The sequence below is a fragment of the Methanolobus sp. ZRKC4 genome (assembly GCF_045291305.1).
Classification (GTDB): domain Archaea; phylum Halobacteriota; class Methanosarcinia; order Methanosarcinales; family Methanosarcinaceae; genus Methanolobus.
In genome coordinates, this window is record NZ_CP146983.1 from 649,406 (window position 1) to 665,041 (window position 15,636).

At 42.5% G+C, this 15,636-nt stretch carries 20 protein-coding genes and 2 pseudogenes; 9 read left to right on the forward strand and 13 right to left on the reverse strand.

Translation table 11 applies throughout. The features are described 5' to 3' along the window. Positions 1 to 139 precede the first annotated feature (139 nt). Positions 140 to 1,243, forward strand: a complete 1,104-nt coding sequence (locus V7O67_RS03335) for an inositol-3-phosphate synthase (protein ID WP_406670858.1) — start codon at positions 140 to 142, stop codon at positions 1,241 to 1,243. After that, the gene (locus tag V7O67_RS03340; protein ID WP_406670860.1) at positions 1,212 to 2,084 is read left to right on the forward strand and encodes a hypothetical protein; all 873 of its coding nucleotides are present in this window, start codon (positions 1,212 to 1,214) and stop codon (positions 2,082 to 2,084) included. The genes V7O67_RS03335 and V7O67_RS03340 overlap by 32 nt, the downstream gene beginning before the upstream one ends. Here V7O67_RS03340 and afpA read toward each other — a convergent pair. The 9 genes from afpA to V7O67_RS03385 form a co-directional block, all read right to left on the reverse strand. Beyond that, complete coding sequence (gene afpA / locus V7O67_RS03345; protein WP_342306217.1) at positions 2,081 to 2,626, reverse strand: archaeoflavoprotein AfpA; 546 nt, start codon at positions 2,624 to 2,626, stop codon at positions 2,081 to 2,083. The genes V7O67_RS03340 and afpA overlap by 4 nt on opposite strands. Positions 2,627 to 2,663: 37 nt before the next feature. Beyond that, positions 2,664 to 3,362, reverse strand: coding sequence for a ferredoxin--NADP reductase (locus V7O67_RS03350; RefSeq protein WP_406670862.1), 699 nt, complete (start codon positions 3,360 to 3,362; stop codon positions 2,664 to 2,666). A 10-nt stretch (positions 3,363 to 3,372) separates the two neighbouring features. Beyond that, positions 3,373 to 3,993 carry a flavodoxin family protein gene (locus V7O67_RS03355; RefSeq protein ID WP_406670863.1) on the reverse strand — a complete coding sequence of 207 codons (621 nt, stop codon included), beginning with the start codon at positions 3,991 to 3,993 and terminating at the stop codon, positions 3,373 to 3,375. A gap of 21 nt (positions 3,994 to 4,014) precedes the next feature. Next, on the reverse strand, positions 4,015 to 4,206 hold the full coding sequence (locus V7O67_RS03360; RefSeq protein WP_406656301.1) for a ferredoxin family protein: 192 nt from the start codon (positions 4,204 to 4,206) through the stop codon (positions 4,015 to 4,017). A gap of 16 nt (positions 4,207 to 4,222) precedes the next feature. Then, a complete protein-coding gene (locus V7O67_RS03365) occupies positions 4,223 to 5,632 on the reverse strand; it encodes a multiheme c-type cytochrome (RefSeq protein WP_342306213.1) in 1,410 nt (469 codons plus the stop codon). 85 nt (positions 5,633 to 5,717) lie between these two features. Beyond that, a complete protein-coding gene (locus V7O67_RS03370; RefSeq protein ID WP_406656299.1) occupies positions 5,718 to 6,089 on the reverse strand; it encodes a carboxymuconolactone decarboxylase family protein in 372 nt (123 codons plus the stop codon). A gap of 26 nt (positions 6,090 to 6,115) precedes the next feature. Then, entirely contained in the window at positions 6,116 to 6,331 is a 216-nt protein-coding gene (locus tag V7O67_RS03375; RefSeq protein WP_406670864.1) for a DUF2180 family protein, read from the reverse strand. 11 nt (positions 6,332 to 6,342) lie between these two features. After that, a complete protein-coding gene (locus V7O67_RS03380) occupies positions 6,343 to 6,582 on the reverse strand; it encodes a DUF2180 family protein (protein WP_406656297.1) in 240 nt (79 codons plus the stop codon). Positions 6,583 to 6,595: 13 nt separating this feature from the next. Then, a complete protein-coding gene (locus V7O67_RS03385; protein WP_406670866.1) occupies positions 6,596 to 6,733 on the reverse strand; it encodes a hypothetical protein in 138 nt (45 codons plus the stop codon). Positions 6,734 to 6,960: 227 nt separating this feature from the next. On the opposite strand from V7O67_RS03385, the gene mer reads away from it, so the two are divergent. From mer to V7O67_RS03400, 3 genes are read left to right on the forward strand one after another with little or no spacing between them, the layout of a single operon-like run. After that, a complete protein-coding gene (mer, locus tag V7O67_RS03390; RefSeq protein WP_406656295.1) occupies positions 6,961 to 7,941 on the forward strand; it encodes a 5,10-methylenetetrahydromethanopterin reductase in 981 nt (326 codons plus the stop codon). A gap of 29 nt (positions 7,942 to 7,970) precedes the next feature. Further along, positions 7,971 to 8,999, forward strand: coding sequence for a F420H2 dehydrogenase subunit FpoF (fpoF, locus tag V7O67_RS03395; protein WP_406656294.1), 1,029 nt, complete (start codon positions 7,971 to 7,973; stop codon positions 8,997 to 8,999). 12 nt (positions 9,000 to 9,011) lie between these two features. Next, a complete protein-coding gene (locus V7O67_RS03400; RefSeq protein ID WP_406670867.1) occupies positions 9,012 to 9,530 on the forward strand; it encodes a nicotinamide-nucleotide adenylyltransferase in 519 nt (172 codons plus the stop codon). Positions 9,531 to 9,588: 58 nt separating this feature from the next. Here the strand turns inward: V7O67_RS03400 and V7O67_RS03405 are convergent, their stop codons facing one another. From V7O67_RS03405 to V7O67_RS03420, 4 genes are all read right to left on the reverse strand, one after another. Beyond that, positions 9,589 to 10,014, reverse strand: coding sequence for a (2Fe-2S)-binding protein (locus tag V7O67_RS03405; protein WP_406670869.1), 426 nt, complete (start codon positions 10,012 to 10,014; stop codon positions 9,589 to 9,591). 45 nt (positions 10,015 to 10,059) lie between these two features. Further along, positions 10,060 to 11,094: an arsenite methyltransferase gene (gene arsM / locus V7O67_RS03410; protein ID WP_342306206.1), complete on the reverse strand. Its 1,035-nt coding sequence runs from the start codon at positions 11,092 to 11,094 to the stop codon at positions 10,060 to 10,062. Positions 11,095 to 11,198: 104 nt separating this feature from the next. Further along, positions 11,199 to 12,005, reverse strand: a complete 807-nt coding sequence (locus V7O67_RS03415; RefSeq protein ID WP_406670872.1) for a helix-turn-helix transcriptional regulator — start codon at positions 12,003 to 12,005, stop codon at positions 11,199 to 11,201. Between the two features lie 21 nt (positions 12,006 to 12,026). After that, positions 12,027 to 12,182: a transcriptional regulator FilR1 domain-containing protein gene (locus V7O67_RS03420; protein WP_406670874.1), complete on the reverse strand. Its 156-nt coding sequence runs from the start codon at positions 12,180 to 12,182 to the stop codon at positions 12,027 to 12,029. Positions 12,183 to 12,284: 102 nt separating this feature from the next. Between V7O67_RS03420 and V7O67_RS03425 the strand changes: the two are divergent. From V7O67_RS03425 to mtbA, 4 genes and pseudogenes are all read left to right on the forward strand, one after another. Further along, a pseudogene (locus V7O67_RS03425) lies at positions 12,285 to 13,274 on the forward strand (trimethylamine methyltransferase family protein). A 31-nt stretch (positions 13,275 to 13,305) separates the two neighbouring features. After that, positions 13,306 to 13,728, forward strand: a pseudogene (locus V7O67_RS03430) (B12-binding domain-containing protein); the annotation flags it as partial. A gap of 183 nt (positions 13,729 to 13,911) precedes the next feature. Continuing rightward, positions 13,912 to 14,157: a cobalamin-dependent protein gene (locus V7O67_RS03435; protein ID WP_406671419.1), complete on the forward strand. Its 246-nt coding sequence runs from the start codon at positions 13,912 to 13,914 to the stop codon at positions 14,155 to 14,157. 418 nt (positions 14,158 to 14,575) lie between these two features. Continuing rightward, a complete protein-coding gene (mtbA, locus tag V7O67_RS03440) occupies positions 14,576 to 15,595 on the forward strand; it encodes a methylcobamide:CoM methyltransferase MtbA (protein WP_406655636.1) in 1,020 nt (339 codons plus the stop codon). Positions 15,596 to 15,636 lie beyond the last annotated feature (41 nt).

A 15,636-nucleotide genomic window follows, 5' to 3' on the forward strand; every position in this document is an offset into this window, starting at 1 on the left:
CATCTGCCTGAACTCGTGTCTTAACAAAAGTTGGCAACACCCCTCTATTTAGAAAACTTTTTATTTGTAACAATACATTAATCTGCTTATATTTTATATGTCATTTACTTTCAAAAATCACTTTTATAGAGGTAATGGAATGGACAAGATCAAAATAGCAATTGCAGGAATTGGCAATTGTGCAAGTTCCCTTATTCAGGGTATCGAGTATTATAAAACCAAGGATGAAAGCGATGCTATAGGATTGATGCACTGGGATATTGGTGGTTACAAGCCCTTCGATATAGAAATTGTATCGGCCTTTGACATTGATAAACGAAAAGTTGGAAAAGATGTTTCTGAAGCTGTTTTTGCACTGCCGAACTGCACTACTGTCTTTTGTCCGAATGTTCCAGAAACCGGCGCAAAAGTAAAAATGGGATGGATACAGGACGGATTTTCCGAACACATGGCCAATTACAGTGATAACAGGAGATTTATTCCTTCCACTGAAAAAGAAGCCGATAAGGACCAGGTAGTGAAAGAATTAAAGGACTCAGGAGCTGAGATATTACTTAACTATCTCCCTGTAGGTTCTGAAGAAGCAACACGTTTCTACATGGATTGCGCGCTTGAGGCAGGTGTGGCCTGCATCAACAACATGCCGGTATTTATTGCAAGTGACCTCGAATGGGCAAAAAGGTTCGAAGAGAAAGGCATACCAATAATCGGCGATGATATAAAAGCCCAGCTTGGTGCTACCATCACTCACAGGACACTGGCGGATCTTTTCAACAAGCGTGGTGTAAAACTTGAGAGAACATACCAGCTCAACACCGGCGGCAACACCGATTTCCTTAACATGCTCAACAGAAGCAGACTTGCATCTAAGAAGGAATCTAAAACAGAAGCAGTACAGTCAGTTGTCTCCCAGAGAATGGAAGATGATAACATCCACGTCGGACCAAGTGATTACGTCCCCTGGCAGAATGACAATAAGGTATGTTTCCTGAGAATGGAAGGCAAGCTCTTTGGTGATGTTCCGATGAATCTTGAGTTACGCCTCTCTGTAGAAGATTCACCTAATTCCGCAGGTGTAGTCATTGATGCTATCAGATGCTGTAAACTTGCCTTAGACCGTGGAACAGGCGGTATCCTTTATTCTCCATCTTCATATTTCATGAAGCATCCGCCAAAGCAATTCACCGACGATGAAGCTCATAAGATGACTCTTGATTTCATCAGAGGTCTGCGGGACAACTGAATCGGAATTATACATGATATTTGCTGCCACTGGAAGGAAACGCAGGGTTTATGGTGTTGACTTCAGTGGTGCAAAAGATGCAGGTCGCAAGATATGGATAAGTGAGGGTGTTGCAGAAGATGATGTGCTTACAGTTCTCAAATGTTATCCCATATCGGATATTGTAGCTAATAATAGCAAGGAACGACACGCATGTCTTTCTGCCCTTCGTGATTTGATAATCTCAAATAAACACTCTGTTTTCGGGATGGATTTCCCTTTTAGTCTTCCTCACAAACTGATGTCCGGGAAAGACTGGTATTCTTTTGTATCTGATTTTCCTCATGAATATCAATCTGCCGACGAATTTAAAAAGGCGATGCGAATTGCCGGTGGGAAAACTGAACTCAAGCGTCTTACAGATATCGAGGTCAAAGCTCCGTTTAGCATTTACAATCTCTGGGTATACAAACAGACATACTACGGAATTCGTGATGTTGTACGCCCTCTTGTAATGTCGGGAGAAGCTTGCGCACTCCCAATGCAGAAACCAAAGGAAGATAATCCATGGATTATGGAAACATGTCCGGCATCAACACTGAAGAGTGAAGACCTTTACATTAGCTATAAGGGAAGGACAGAAAAAGAGAGGCAAACCCGGAAACACATCCTGGATGAAATGCTTCATAAAGGAATAACTGTCCCGGATGAGATCCGGGAAAAAATAATAGACAATAAGGATGGAGATGCCCTGGACAGTTTCATTGCAGCATATGCTACATTCCGGTCTGTCAGGAATCTGGATGATATAATTGGCAACTTGCCTGATATTTATCTCCGGGAAGGTTATACCTTCTTTTAATCCTTACTTATTCCAAGAAGATCGTATAGATCATCTGGTTTTTCGAGTAGGGTTATATTTTCCATCTGTCCCAGCTTTTCCGTGTTGGAAACATCAACATCGCGCATTTTCAGTTCCATAATGCGGCCTTCAGGTGATGCTGTTTTTACAGTGCCTTTCTTCTGGTCCACAGGAAGGATGTAAATTGGAGTTTTTCCTTTAGCAGTCTGTGCAACAGCGTTTGTGACAAGTGTGTCGGCAATGCCGTATACTATTTTGGCAACGGTATTTGCAGTACAAGGGGCAATAATAAGTGCATCGTAGTGTCCTACCTGCAGTGGTCCTGCTATAAAGGGTGAATTTGGTCCTGCGCCGGTCTTGAAATTAGGGAAATCCCTCTGGATATCATTCCACATACGGTACCATTTCATAACTGTCTCGCCTTCTTTGGATAAGAAGACCATGATCTCGATATTGCTTTTCTGCTTGATGTCAACCATTGCATCATATGTCTCTTTGATCAGGTCTCCTGATCCGGTAATTCCCCATGCTATCCTCTTCATGATTTTTGCTGCCTCCTTTTGTTCTTTAAAAACTGGCTCAATATCCAATCAGTGCTTCCTTGCTTATCATGCTGTCAGGTATTTTCATGTCGTGGAGCATCTCCATCATTGAGTCCACCATAGGAGGCGGTCCGCATACGTAGAAAATTCTCTCTGCGTAGTCAGGAAGTTCTCTTAAGATCATGCTTTCACATATGCGCTCTCTGCACCCTTTCCAGTTTTCTGAAGCCCTTGTTAGTGTATTGAAAACGGTAAGATTCGGATTTTGTTTTTGCATTTCTTCAAGTTCTTCTGTAAATATCATATCCTGTTCAGCCTTGTCACTGCATAGCAGTATGATATTCGTACTGAGCTTCATGTCAGTGCAATACTTACAGATACTGATCATGGGTGTAATGCCTATGCCTCCACTCAAGAGTGCTATCTTGTCATATTTTCCCTCAAAAGTCATCTTTCCAAAAGGCCCACTGATCCCAGCTATATCCCCTACTTCCATAGAATCAAGTGCGTTGGAGAATTCGTGTCCTGTAAGTCTTTTTGTGAATTCGATATAGTCCTTTTCCGTTGGACTGCTTGAGAGACTGAAAGGTTTGCTGACATTTTTTCCATCGACAGCTATGGTTACAATAATATATTGCCCGGCTTTGAAATCAAAACCTTCAGGCCTTTTGAACCTGAAACTCTTCACATTATGTGCCCGTTTGATTACCTCGATTACAGGTTCTTCGAATTTCAAGTTCACACCTTTATTTGAGAGTCTTCATTGCCATGGCCGTCTTCATCATCTTATTAACGGTCCTGTGAAGACTTCGTATTCCTTCCGAATCCTCAGCAACTCCTTCAGCGCCTTTGTCCTTTGACCAGAACGTTCCGCCAAAATTAGAGCCAAATGACCCTCCCCCTACGGGTATCATTTCATTGATAACATAGAAAGCATGTATATCCTGGATCGCGGGTTCCTGACCTCCGACCCTGTCACCGCCCACAGCAGCAGCTGCTCCTACCTTATTTAAAAAGGCTTTCGGATCACGAGCGACAACCGCCCTGCACCTGTCCAGTATTGTTTTTGTCTGGGCACTTAAAGTGCCCTGGTATACCGGAGTGCCGATGATCCAGGCATCTGCCCAAATCATCTTCTCGTAGAGCTCAACAAGGTCATCCTTATGTATGCACCCCTTTTTGGTTCGCACACAATAATCACAATGGATGCAGAACTTCATGTCCTTTCCACTTGAAGAGAAGTATTCGGTTTCAGCCCCGAATTTATCCCTTGCATACTGCAGGGCTTCGTTGACTATATAATCCGTAGCCTTTTTCCGTGGGCTGCCCGATATTCCCAACAAACGGATACCTTGATTGTCTGACATGCTGGCACTCCATACTGGTATTTAGTCCAGGGTTATAGCTTCTGTGGGACAGGCATCCACACAGTTTCCACATTCCACGCAATCGTCGGGTCGTGCAATGACGGATTTAAGGTCCCCGTTCTCATTTTCTTCAATGTCTATTACATCGGTCGGGCATGATTCAGCGCATGCACCGATACCTCCACATTTGTTCAAGTCTACTTCTGGTGGCATTTTTTATTTTCTCCGATTATTTTCTTTTGAATATGTACATCATCAACATAAAAGCCATGCAAGCAGTGAATATACTGAAACCTGGCGTTGATTCGTTTCTCTCTTCCGGGGATGTGTCCGGATCATATATTGTATTGGATACCTCATTCATATTGATTACAGGTACCTCATACATTCCCTCTCCAAACAGGTGGTCGATCGTATCCTGAGGTGCTGACCTGTAATTGAGGCTGGTTTCCACTTTAAGTGGATAAACAACATTGTCAGGCAGGATGAATGTGTGTTCTTCTTTCACAGTTTCCTTTGGTCCGATCCTGTTGTCTTCCAGTACCCTGTCGGCAAGCCAGAAACTATCAGTCGCATTGCCTTCACTGTCACCCAACACATTATTGTAAATTATCTTTGCAGATTCTATATTCCCTTCCGTGTCAAGGGTTCCGGCACTGTATATCTCTTTATCTTCGCTATCAGTGACCATTACTTCAAGCCATATTTGCCTTATTTCGGAAACACCGGTTGGTAGATTGTGTCCGGCACCAGAGTTGGTGATAGCTGCTTCGATTGTGACTTCTTCACCTGTGGCTGCTATTTCAGGTACAGTTATGTCCAGTGTCGCAGCGTTCTGAAGTCTTTCAATGGCCATCTCTCCGACATTTTCAGCACCAAACATTGCTGTGACAAATGCATTTCCACCGGTTATCTCATGTGTGGATATATGGTCTCTTTTAGGGGCACCTGATCCTGCACGACCAGGATTCGCCTTGAACTCTGTGATACCCTCTGTCATATGGCAATCCTGACATACTACATTGTCTTCGGCGTACTGGCTGTCTTTCCATGCTGGATATGTGTCGTCTATTACAAGTCCGTTTACTGGGTGTATAACTTCGTGACACATTCCACAATATTCTGATTGGGTGTAAAGCTCGAGGTATTCGGATTCATGATAGGCTGACTTTGCGTCACTAAGAGGCCCCCATTTAGTATCTCCAGGGGTGACTATGAACTGGGCGTTGCCTGTTCCATTGCTTCCTGATACCACATGGCAGAAATCACACTGAACTCCAAGTTTTGATATGTCACTCATTTCAGATCCATCTACAGGCGGTATCTCACCGGACACCACGCCTATGGGTGTGTGACAACGGGAACAGAATTCATCTACTAATCCGTCAGTATCAGCGCTCGCAACCTTTACCTCTTCCAGATAAAAAGGGTCAAGATATGCATTGAAATGCATTGTACCTTCCCATTCTCCGTAAATGATCGCATGGCATTGTCTACACCTGCTTTCATAAGTGAAGTCATCAGCAGATAATTCTCCGAATTTAGTGGCCTCTTCTGCGGCTGCAAATCCATTGCTAATAGATAATAAAACAATGGCTGCCACAAAAAACAGGCTGCATCTTACAACAGTCCCCCTCATTTCCAATCCTCTCAATAGTATAATATTATGTGATAAATTGAATGATGAAAAGGAACCAGATTGGTCCCCCCCCCTCATGATATTTTTATTTCAGCATTTTCAATGCATCCCTGCATGCTGCTACTGCCGGAGCACCGGATGTGATGAAAATAACATCCATTGTCTCCATGATCTCCTCTTTTGTTGCCCCGTTATTCAAAGCACTCTTCATCTGTGAGAGGACACAACGTTCACACTGCTTTGACGCAACTACTGCAAGAGCCATCAAAATTTTAGTTTTGGCCGGAAGTACTCCGTCTGAGAGTATCTTATTGTTACACATGTTGTACTTGTGAAGGAACTCAGGCTCAAGTTCTCCAAGTGTTTTCAGTATTTCAGGAGTAAAACCCAGTTTATCTGACATGTCTCCAATTATCTCATTATGTCCGCATCCTTTTCCCCTATTTTCTCCGCACATGATTCTATCACCTTGTTGTATAATCTTTAATCAAATGAATCTTCGATGGTCTGGTCAAAGCAATAATGACACAGCATTCTTGGCAAACCTTTTGGAAGCCTGTTAACATGAGGTGGTTTTCCCACTGACACAGGAAGTTCAAGTTCTTTTACATGGTCGGTACAAAGTCCTTTTCCGCAAGAGATACACACACACGTTGCTTCTTCGTCCTTCCCGTCTTCCATGCAGTCATAGCATTTCATCATAATATCACCTAGTAGTTCTCCTTGAGGGCTTCATGGCAGGGCATACAAAGCACTTTTTTCCAGTGATGTACGTCCTCGTACTTGCATTCAACCCCCATGCCACATTTCAGTTTTATGCTGTATTCTCCATCCCATATGGGAGTCTCTTCCCTGACCAGGTGCTCCTTGCATACACCCCTTCCACAGACACTGCAGACAGCCAACGTATCAGTTGTTTTACCATTTTTTGCGCACTCATAACATTTCATTATATCACTCTACTCAAAAATTAATTTGTTTGTAAACGATTCTCATATTCAATTCATATTCTTGCAGATAGGCAAATACTCCTCCAGGTAATGACTCAATAACTCCCGGTGCGTCACCTCCTGCAAATATGAACAATATTTCATCTGACATTTACTGAATATATCTGTAACGGTAAATACATATCCATATTTTACACAGTGTTGTCTTTCTACAGTTTTTCTTTATTCGTTTGGTTCTGATTGAATTATTTATGTGTGCGTATTAATTTTATACTGCTCTTTGCGGATTGTTTTTATATGCAGTTGCAAAATCAGACCAACAAAGTTTTAAATATGTATAGATACCTGAATAGGAACACACTTTAGAGGAGGATTCAAATGACATTTGGAATAGAATTTGTACCTAGCGACCCGGTTTTGAAAATTGCTCACTATGCAAAACTTGCTGAACAGCAGGGCTTTGACAACGTATGGATCACAGACCACTACAACAACCGTGATGTGTACTCAACTTTAACCGTGCTTGCAATGAACACAAACAGTATCAAGCTCGGAACAGGTGTAACAAACCCATACACAAGGAACGCAGCTATCACAGCATCAAGTATTGCTTCTCTTAATGAGATATCAGGTGGCCGTGCAATTCTCGGTCTGGGCCCTGGAGACAAGGCAACTTTTGATGCAATGGGCATCTCATGGGACAAGCCACTTACCACAACAAAGGAAAGCATTTCAGCAATCCGTGGCTTCATCGCAGGAGAGAAAGTAACCCAGGATGGCGACATGGTCAAGTTCAACGGTGCAAAGATGGCATTTAATGCTGGAAATGTACCAATCTACATCGGTGCACAGGGTCCAAAGATGCTCGAGCTCTCAGGAGAGGTAGCAGACGGTGTACTGATCAACGCATCACACCCAAAGGACTTTGAAGTAGCTGTAAAGCAGATCGCAGCAGGTGCAAAGAAGGCCGGACGCGATCCTAAGGACGTTGATGTAGCAGCATATGCATGCTTCTCAATTGACAAGGACGCTGCAAAGGCAGCAAGTGCAGCACAGATTGTAGTTGCATTCATTGTTGCAGGTTCCCCTGACATGGTACTTGAACGCCATGGCATTGATGTTGCAGCAAAGGCTGATATCGGTGGAGCTATCGCAAAGGGTGACTTCGGCTCACTCATGGGCGGTATGGTTACAAAAGACATGATGGACGCATTCTCAATCTGCGGAACACCAGAAGACTGTAAGGCAAGGATTAACGACTTGCTTGACATCGGTGTAACACAGATCGTAGCAGGATCCCCAATCGGACCAAACAAAGAGAAAGCCATCAAGCTCATCGGTAAAGAAATAATCGGATAAAACAAAAAAATGAACGTCGGAGGCAATTAATGGCCCATCCAAAAATATTAGAGGTCATTGAACACGACGTCTGTACTGCTTGCGGGGCATGTGTTTCAACATGTCCTGCCGGTGCTATTGTTATGAACAAGCGTGCAGAAGTCCGTGACCCTAATAATTTAGAATTGTACGTCAAAGGAGCAGCACCTGATGTATGTGAAGGATGTCTTACATGCGGAAGGCTTTGTCCTGTTATTGACGGATATGAAGAAGATGAATTCGCAAATGTAAAAGAGTTCTTTGGAGCAAAAAGCACCATTCAAGGTCAGGATGGTGGTGTTACCTCATTACTGGCAAAAGCTTTGCTCGAAACCGGTGCTGTAGATTGCATTGTTGGTATCACCAAGGATGACAAATGGGGTACTGAGCTTATACTTATGACAAAACCGGAAGATGTCGACAGTACTACCGGTACCAAGTATACATATGATTCAGTTCTTTCAGCTCTTCAGGAACCTTTTGAGAAATACGATAAAATTGGCGTTATTGGCGTACCCTGCCAGGCACATGGTGCACGTCTAATTGTAGAAAATGCAAGCGACAAGATCGTCGTGATTCTTGGACTACTCTGCATGGAAAGTTTCTATCATGATGTAATGACCGAGACAATTGTTCCTGAAATAATGGGACTTAAACTCGAAGATGTAGTCAAGATGGACTTTGGCAAGGGTAAATTCTGGAACTACACAAAGGACGGCGAAGCCCATAGTGTGAAGATCCCCGAAGTAGCTCACCACGCAAGAAATCCATGTCATCACTGTTGTGACTACACTTCAGTATCCGCTGATATTTCACTTGGATCAGTCGGTACCCCGGATGGCTGGAACTGTGTACTCATACGCACAGATGTAGGTAAGGAGATGTTCGAGCTTGTCAAGGATAAGGTCGAGATCATGGAAGATCCTAAACCCGGATTGGATCTTGTGAAGAAGCTTGCCAAGATGAAACACGATAACAACTCAGAACACTATCTGGAAGTATGTGAGAAGTTCACATTCGACGAATGTGGAATTCACTGACGGTTATCATATATGCACATGAGAAGAGCGTTCTACATAGGACGCTTTCAACCATTCCATCTCGGGCATTACTCGATCATTAACAGTATTGCCCAAGATGTGGATGAACTGGTAATTGGTATTGGTAGCGCGCAAAAAAGCCATGAACCAAGGAATCCTTTTACTGCCGGTGAGCGCGTGATGATGATAAGGCATGCTCTGGAGGATGCCGATGTGATGCATTATGCCATACCTATTGAAGACCTTCAACGTAACGCCGTATGGGTATCACATATTATTTCCATGACTCCGCCTTTTGAACTTGTATATTCCAATAATCCTCTTGTTATCCAGTTATTCAAAGAAGCGGGCATCATTGTCAGGCAACCCCCTATGTACCAGAGAGAAGGCTATTCCGGCAGCGAGACCAGAAGACGAATGTTGAATGATGAGGACTGGAGAGTTCTTGTTCCTGAAGCTGTTGTTGATGTCATTGATGAGATCGATGGCGTGAACCGGCTTAAAAGCGTATCAAAAACAGATATTGACTAGTTATTTTTCAGAATATTCCCTGATAAAAAGAAATTTCAGGCACGGAAATCCATGCCATTTAACTGTTTTTTGATTCGATACCTTTGCGGATAGCTTTGTTGAATGCTTTTGTGCAGCAGTTGCCTGTTGGGTTCTTTATTTTGCACTGGCATTTTTCATCCTTGTCATAGAATTTCCTAATGGTTCCCATGTCCTGCATTCCGTGTTCAAGGACCGCTTTGATAACATCATTCTCTGTTATACGGCTGCAGTAGCAGGCATATTTGGGACTTGCATCTTTCTTGAACCACAATGGAACTTTGATAGCTCTCTTATCAAAAATAGTACCTTTCTCATCGTAGTAAGCAATATCACATTCAGGGTCCATGCAAAGATGGTAATCTCCCTTTCCAACTCTTTCCATCTGCTCTTTTTCGACTATATGCCTGACTGTGACATTCTTTACAGTAACTCCGATTTTTTTACAGGCTGGACATGCGACCAAACCAGCTGTGATTTTTAGAACGGGAATCTGTTTGTTATTCACTGCTTATACATCCGTTTTTATCAGTTCCAGTTTAAGGCTCTCAACCGGGTATCCTGAATACTGCCTTTTACTGATGTCGGTATCTTCTCCTACTATTTTTATAGAGAATCCGGCTTGCTTTATTTTGCTCAGGTAGTCATCTTTTAGCAAAGCTCCACCAACACAGGCACAAATGAGTTCTTCGTTATTTTTTTCCTCTTCCGTAAGATCCTTCGACAGGACCATATCAGATATGAACATCCTGCCGCCTTTTCTGAGCACTCTGTATGCTTCCCTGAATACCCGGGATTTGTCAGGTGTCAGATTTATAACACAGTTGCTTATGATGACGTCAATAGAATCACTTTCAACGGGCAGCTCTTCAATGTCTCCTTTCCTGAACTCTACATTTTCAAATCCATAATTTTCGGCATTATTCCTGGCCTTTGCAAGCATTTCATCTGTCATATCCACACCGATGACTTTTCCGCTATCGCCTACTTTCTCAACAGCCAGAAAACTGTCAAATCCTGCTCCGGAACCCAGGTCAAGAACAGTATCACCTTCTTTTATCTCGCCAAGTGCTGTTGGATTTCCGCATCCAATACCAAGGTTTGCTTCAGAAAATGACTGTGTTTCTTCAGTGGAATATCCGATGGATGTTGCCACTTGTTCATTTGTAAGGTCTCCACAGCATCCACATTGTGCAACACCCAATGCGATTTGACTATAACCTTTCTTCACAATATTCTTCTTCGTATCCGAATCCATTACGCTTCCCGGACAGCACGATTCTACTTTTTCGACTCCGCATTTTTCAAGTGTTTCTTTCATATTCTCATCCTTTATGCTGTAAATTACGTATCTTCCATCCTTTTCATATCTGAGGATGCCTGCTTCACAGAGTATTTTCAGATGCCGGGATACAGTGGTCTGGTCCTTTCCTGTGGTTGCAGAGAAGTCACAAGCACAGCGGTCCTGCTTCAAAAGACATCCTACGATAGTAAGCCTGGTTTTGTCTCCCAGTGCTTTGAAGAACTTGGCTTTGTTCTCTTGCATATAATTGCATATATGCACATTCATGCATATATAGTATTGCAAGACACATTTGTATTTGCAATCTTATCTGGCCAGCAGAGTCATTCAAGAAAAGTTACTGCTTTTCACGGTTTAGGTGTAATAGCATTATTTTTCGAACAAGGTTTTGAGATCCCTTGGTAATATTCGAAAAGTTCATTTCCCCATTCAATGGCCTTTTCATCGGAGCTGAGTAATTCCCTGTAATCATATTTCCCGTTCTTATTAAACAATATGATCGCAATTTCCTCATCATTGATGATTATTTCGGGAGGATTGACCTCGGAATCTATGCAGTAAAAACTGATGTTTTTATAGTTATTAAGCTCATCAAGCTCATCCCTGAAATTCTCATTCATTTTATCGTAGGTATTACGTTCAAACACCAATGATATTTCAACATCCTTTTCTGAAAGCTCCTTAAGAATTGAAGGAGCTTCCGGGTCAAAAAGAGATAGAACGATGTTCAAGTATCTGGTTTGAGTAGTATTCTCGACAAAATGCTTAAGCGGCTCGAACATGTAATCCAGTGAAAGAGTACTAACGGTGGAATTTTCAAGTTCACCCATTCTTTTTGCCAGATTATGAGGAATTGATTGTAAATCTCTGTTTATCCAGTAATCAATATCAGATGAAAATGTATTGACTATCGTCAATAAGGGCATCAGAGCAGTTATCATCAACTGTCCGTTATTTGATAATCTGTAATTATCTTCTTTTTGAAAGATCATTCCGGTATCTTTCAGTTCTTTAACAGGCTGCTTTAACAATTGCCAGGGCATAGAAAGGTCTTCTGTTATTTCATCACGATTCTTTGGCCCGCTGGATAACAAAAGCATGATATCTCTTCTTTTTTCAGATAGCATTAGTGTGTCAATGATTGTTGAGCTCATTTTGTTTCTTCCTTTTCATATCTACTCAACAGATTCTGAAATGCTTATGTAATACTGACACAAATCCCTGCCCCATTCAATAGCTCTTTTATCATGGCTCATCAGTTCTTTATTTCCATAAATTCCATTATGCTTGAAGAATCCCAGCAGCAAAAAATTATCCATTGCCACTATCATTGGTCGCAGAACATTTCCATCGCAGACTGGGCATCAAATATAAGCTACCTGTGTTCTCCTGTTTCTGCAATTGATCTGGCAGGTGAGCCTGTATCCAGAACTATGCATGAAGTAATGGCACTTACGGAGAACACTTCAAAGCACCTTCTTCTGGACCCGGAGGCCGACAAAGTACCTTATTATTTTGAACTGGTAAAAGCGTTCTATGGCGGAGATGAGGAAGAGGCGCGCAAGAGATCGCTGTTCACACTTGGCGGCTGTCCTACAAGTCCTCTGGAACTTGACTACACGATCTGTGAAATGGCACTTCAGGCTACCAAATATGACATGCCGATGATGGTCCTGAGCATGGCTATGGGAGCTGCATCATCACCAGTGTTTATTGCAGGAACTCTTGTGACACATAATGCTGAAGTTCTTGCCGGTGTTGTCCTTACACAGCTTTTCAAACCGGGGCATCCGACATTCTACGGCAGTTCTACAACATCATTCGACATAAAAGGAGGATCAGCACCAGTTGGCTCGCCTGAGCTCGGGTTAATTAGTGCGGGAGTCGCAAAGCTTGCACAATACTATGGTCTTCCGTGTGTAGTAGCAGGCTCGTAGGCAGATGCCAAGATACCTGATGCCCAGGTTGGGCATGAGAAAACCATTACCGGACTTATTCCTGCATATGCAGGTGCCAGTGTGATATATGGTGCAGGTATGCTTGAACTTGGTATGACTTTCTCACTCGAGCAGCTTGTAATAGATAACGAGTTTATCAATATGATTATGAAATCCAGGAATGGTGTTCCTGTAAATGAAGAAACCCTTGCCTATAAAGCTATTAAGAAAACAGGATTTGGCGGGCATTTCCTTGCACATAAGTCTACACTGAAGAATGTGGATCTTCCTTCCCATCCGGAAATCATCAACAGACAGATGATAGGTGACTGGGAAAATGCAGGTTCAAAAGACATGGCAAGTGTCGCACATGACAAGGTAACAGATATACTGGAAAACTATCAACCTATACCAATTGACGCTGATATTCTTAAGGATATGAAAGCCATCGTCACAAAAGTTGACAATATGGTTACAGAAAACTAAAGACAAATTATTGATTAACTGAGGTAATTTTATGGCTACAAAAGAAGAAATTATTGAAAAAGCAAAAGAAGCTATCATGGAATTTGATGATGAAATGGCAGAAGAAGTTGCTGAAGAAGCCCTTGATGCAGGCGTAGATCCTGTAGACCTTATCCAGGACGGTTTCACTGTAGCAATGAACGAAGCTGGAAACAAATTTGAGGCTGGAGAGCTTTTCCTGCCACATCTTATCGCAGCTTCTGAAGCAATGACTGCAGGCATAAATGTACTTACTCCGGCACTTGAGGCAAAGGGTGCAGAGACTGAGACCAAGGGAACAGTCGTTATTGGCACAATCGAGGGAGATATTCACTCAATCGGTAAGGATATTGTTGCAACAATGCTCAAGATCGCTGGTTTCAAGGTTGTAGACCTTGGAAGGGATGTAGCAATTAGCGCCTATGTTGAGAAAGTAACTATTCAGCCTGATAAAAACACTATCAATAGCAATCTTGACAAAAAGTTGAGACCTACATTTTATTAGGATCATTAATTTTGATTGTTGCCATTGATTGCTTTTTTGATTCTTAGGTTGTTAGTGAGCAAACATCTCCGTTTTGATTAAATCAGTATCAATAGGCTAATTGTGGTAGGCTGAATAGTTACTGTTGAAAAAGCAAAAGAAGTCGGTGCAGACGTTGTAGGTTCTTCCGCCCTCATGACTACTACGATGGTCGCCCAGATCCAGCTCGAAGAAAAGCTCAAGGAAGCAGGAGTTCGTGATTCCGTCAAGACAATGGTCGGCGGCGCACCTGTGACTAAGGACTGGGCTGATAAGATTGGTGCAGACATCTACGGCGAAAATGCAGGAGATGCAGTAGCAAAAATGAGTGCAATGTTCTGAGATTAATGAGAGTATTTTTCAGAGGGGTACTAAGTACCCCCTCTGATTCTCAATACATATTCAATCTAAGTACACAAATGTAAAAAAGAACCTATAAAAAAAGTATCAGAATGTTTCTTGTTGAATTTACGGAATTGCTTGAAAACTTATCATTGTTGCTAAAGATGTCACGGGAATTCAAGATGCATGAAATGTCTCACGCTTATGAAAATGCTATTCATTTGGTTAGAGGGCATGTACGATAAAGTGGATTTTGAATACTTTTATTCACACCAAGCATGTGAATTCATAACTAACTGAGTCTTCAGAGGTTGCAATACAGGATAAATTGTATTCAATAATTACAATTTTCAAATTATTCCAATACCAATTATCTATTCAGAATAAAAAACCGATGTCAATAATAGGAGAATTATCCATGGCAGAATATACCCCTAAAGAAAGATTGGCAAGAGCACTTAAAGGTCAGCCTGTTGACAGGATGCCTGCGATATCAGTCACCCAAACAGGAACAGTTGACCAGATGGAAGCCTGTGGAGCCTTCTGGCCCGAGGCTAACAGCGATGCTGAAAAAATGGCAACTCTTGCAGAAGCAGGCCACACCGTAGTCGGTTTTGAAGCCGTACGTGTACCTTTCGATATTACTGCAGAAGCAGAATTCTTTGGCTGTGAGATCAAGGACGGCACACAGGAACAGCAGCCATCCGTTGTTGGTCATGTTGTCAAGACCATTGAAGATATCGACAAGCTCAAAGGTTATGACCTCAACGAGGGAAGAATTAACGTTGTCTGTGATGCTATCAAACTGCTCGCAGATAAATATGCCAGTGATTTGCCCATCATGGGCAGCATGCTTGGTCCTTTCTCTCTTGCACAGCACCTCAAAGGTGATGACTGGTTCATGTCTATCATGACAGATGAGGAATTTGGTCTTGCACTCATGGAATTCACAACTGATTTCAGTGTTGCATATGCAAAGAAGATGGTTGAGAGCGGTGCAGATACAATGGTAATCATTGACCCAACCGCAAGTGCCCAGCTTATCGGCAATGAATTCTACGAGAAGTTCGTCGTACCTTTCCATAAGAGAATCTGCGATGCGATGCGTGAACTCAACGTTGCTACCGTACTACATATCTGTGGTGACACTACCAAGGGCCTCTCACTCATGGAAACATGTGGAGTGGACGGAATCAGTGTTGACCAGAATGTAGATGCTGCAACAGCTGTAGGAAATGTAGAGAGAGCTGTCATAGTAGGTAATCTCGATCCTGTTAACATGCTCTGGAACCAGACACCTGAAGCTATCAGGGAAGAGTCACAGAAGGTACTGGATGCAGGAATTGGCCTCCTTGGCCCTGGATGTGGCATTGTAAGCAAAACCCCTACCGAGAACCTCCAAGCAATAGTAGAGATGGCAAAAAGCCACAAGTATTAAGAGATTTCTCCGGGCAAAATTCTTCATGTGAGTAGTTATAA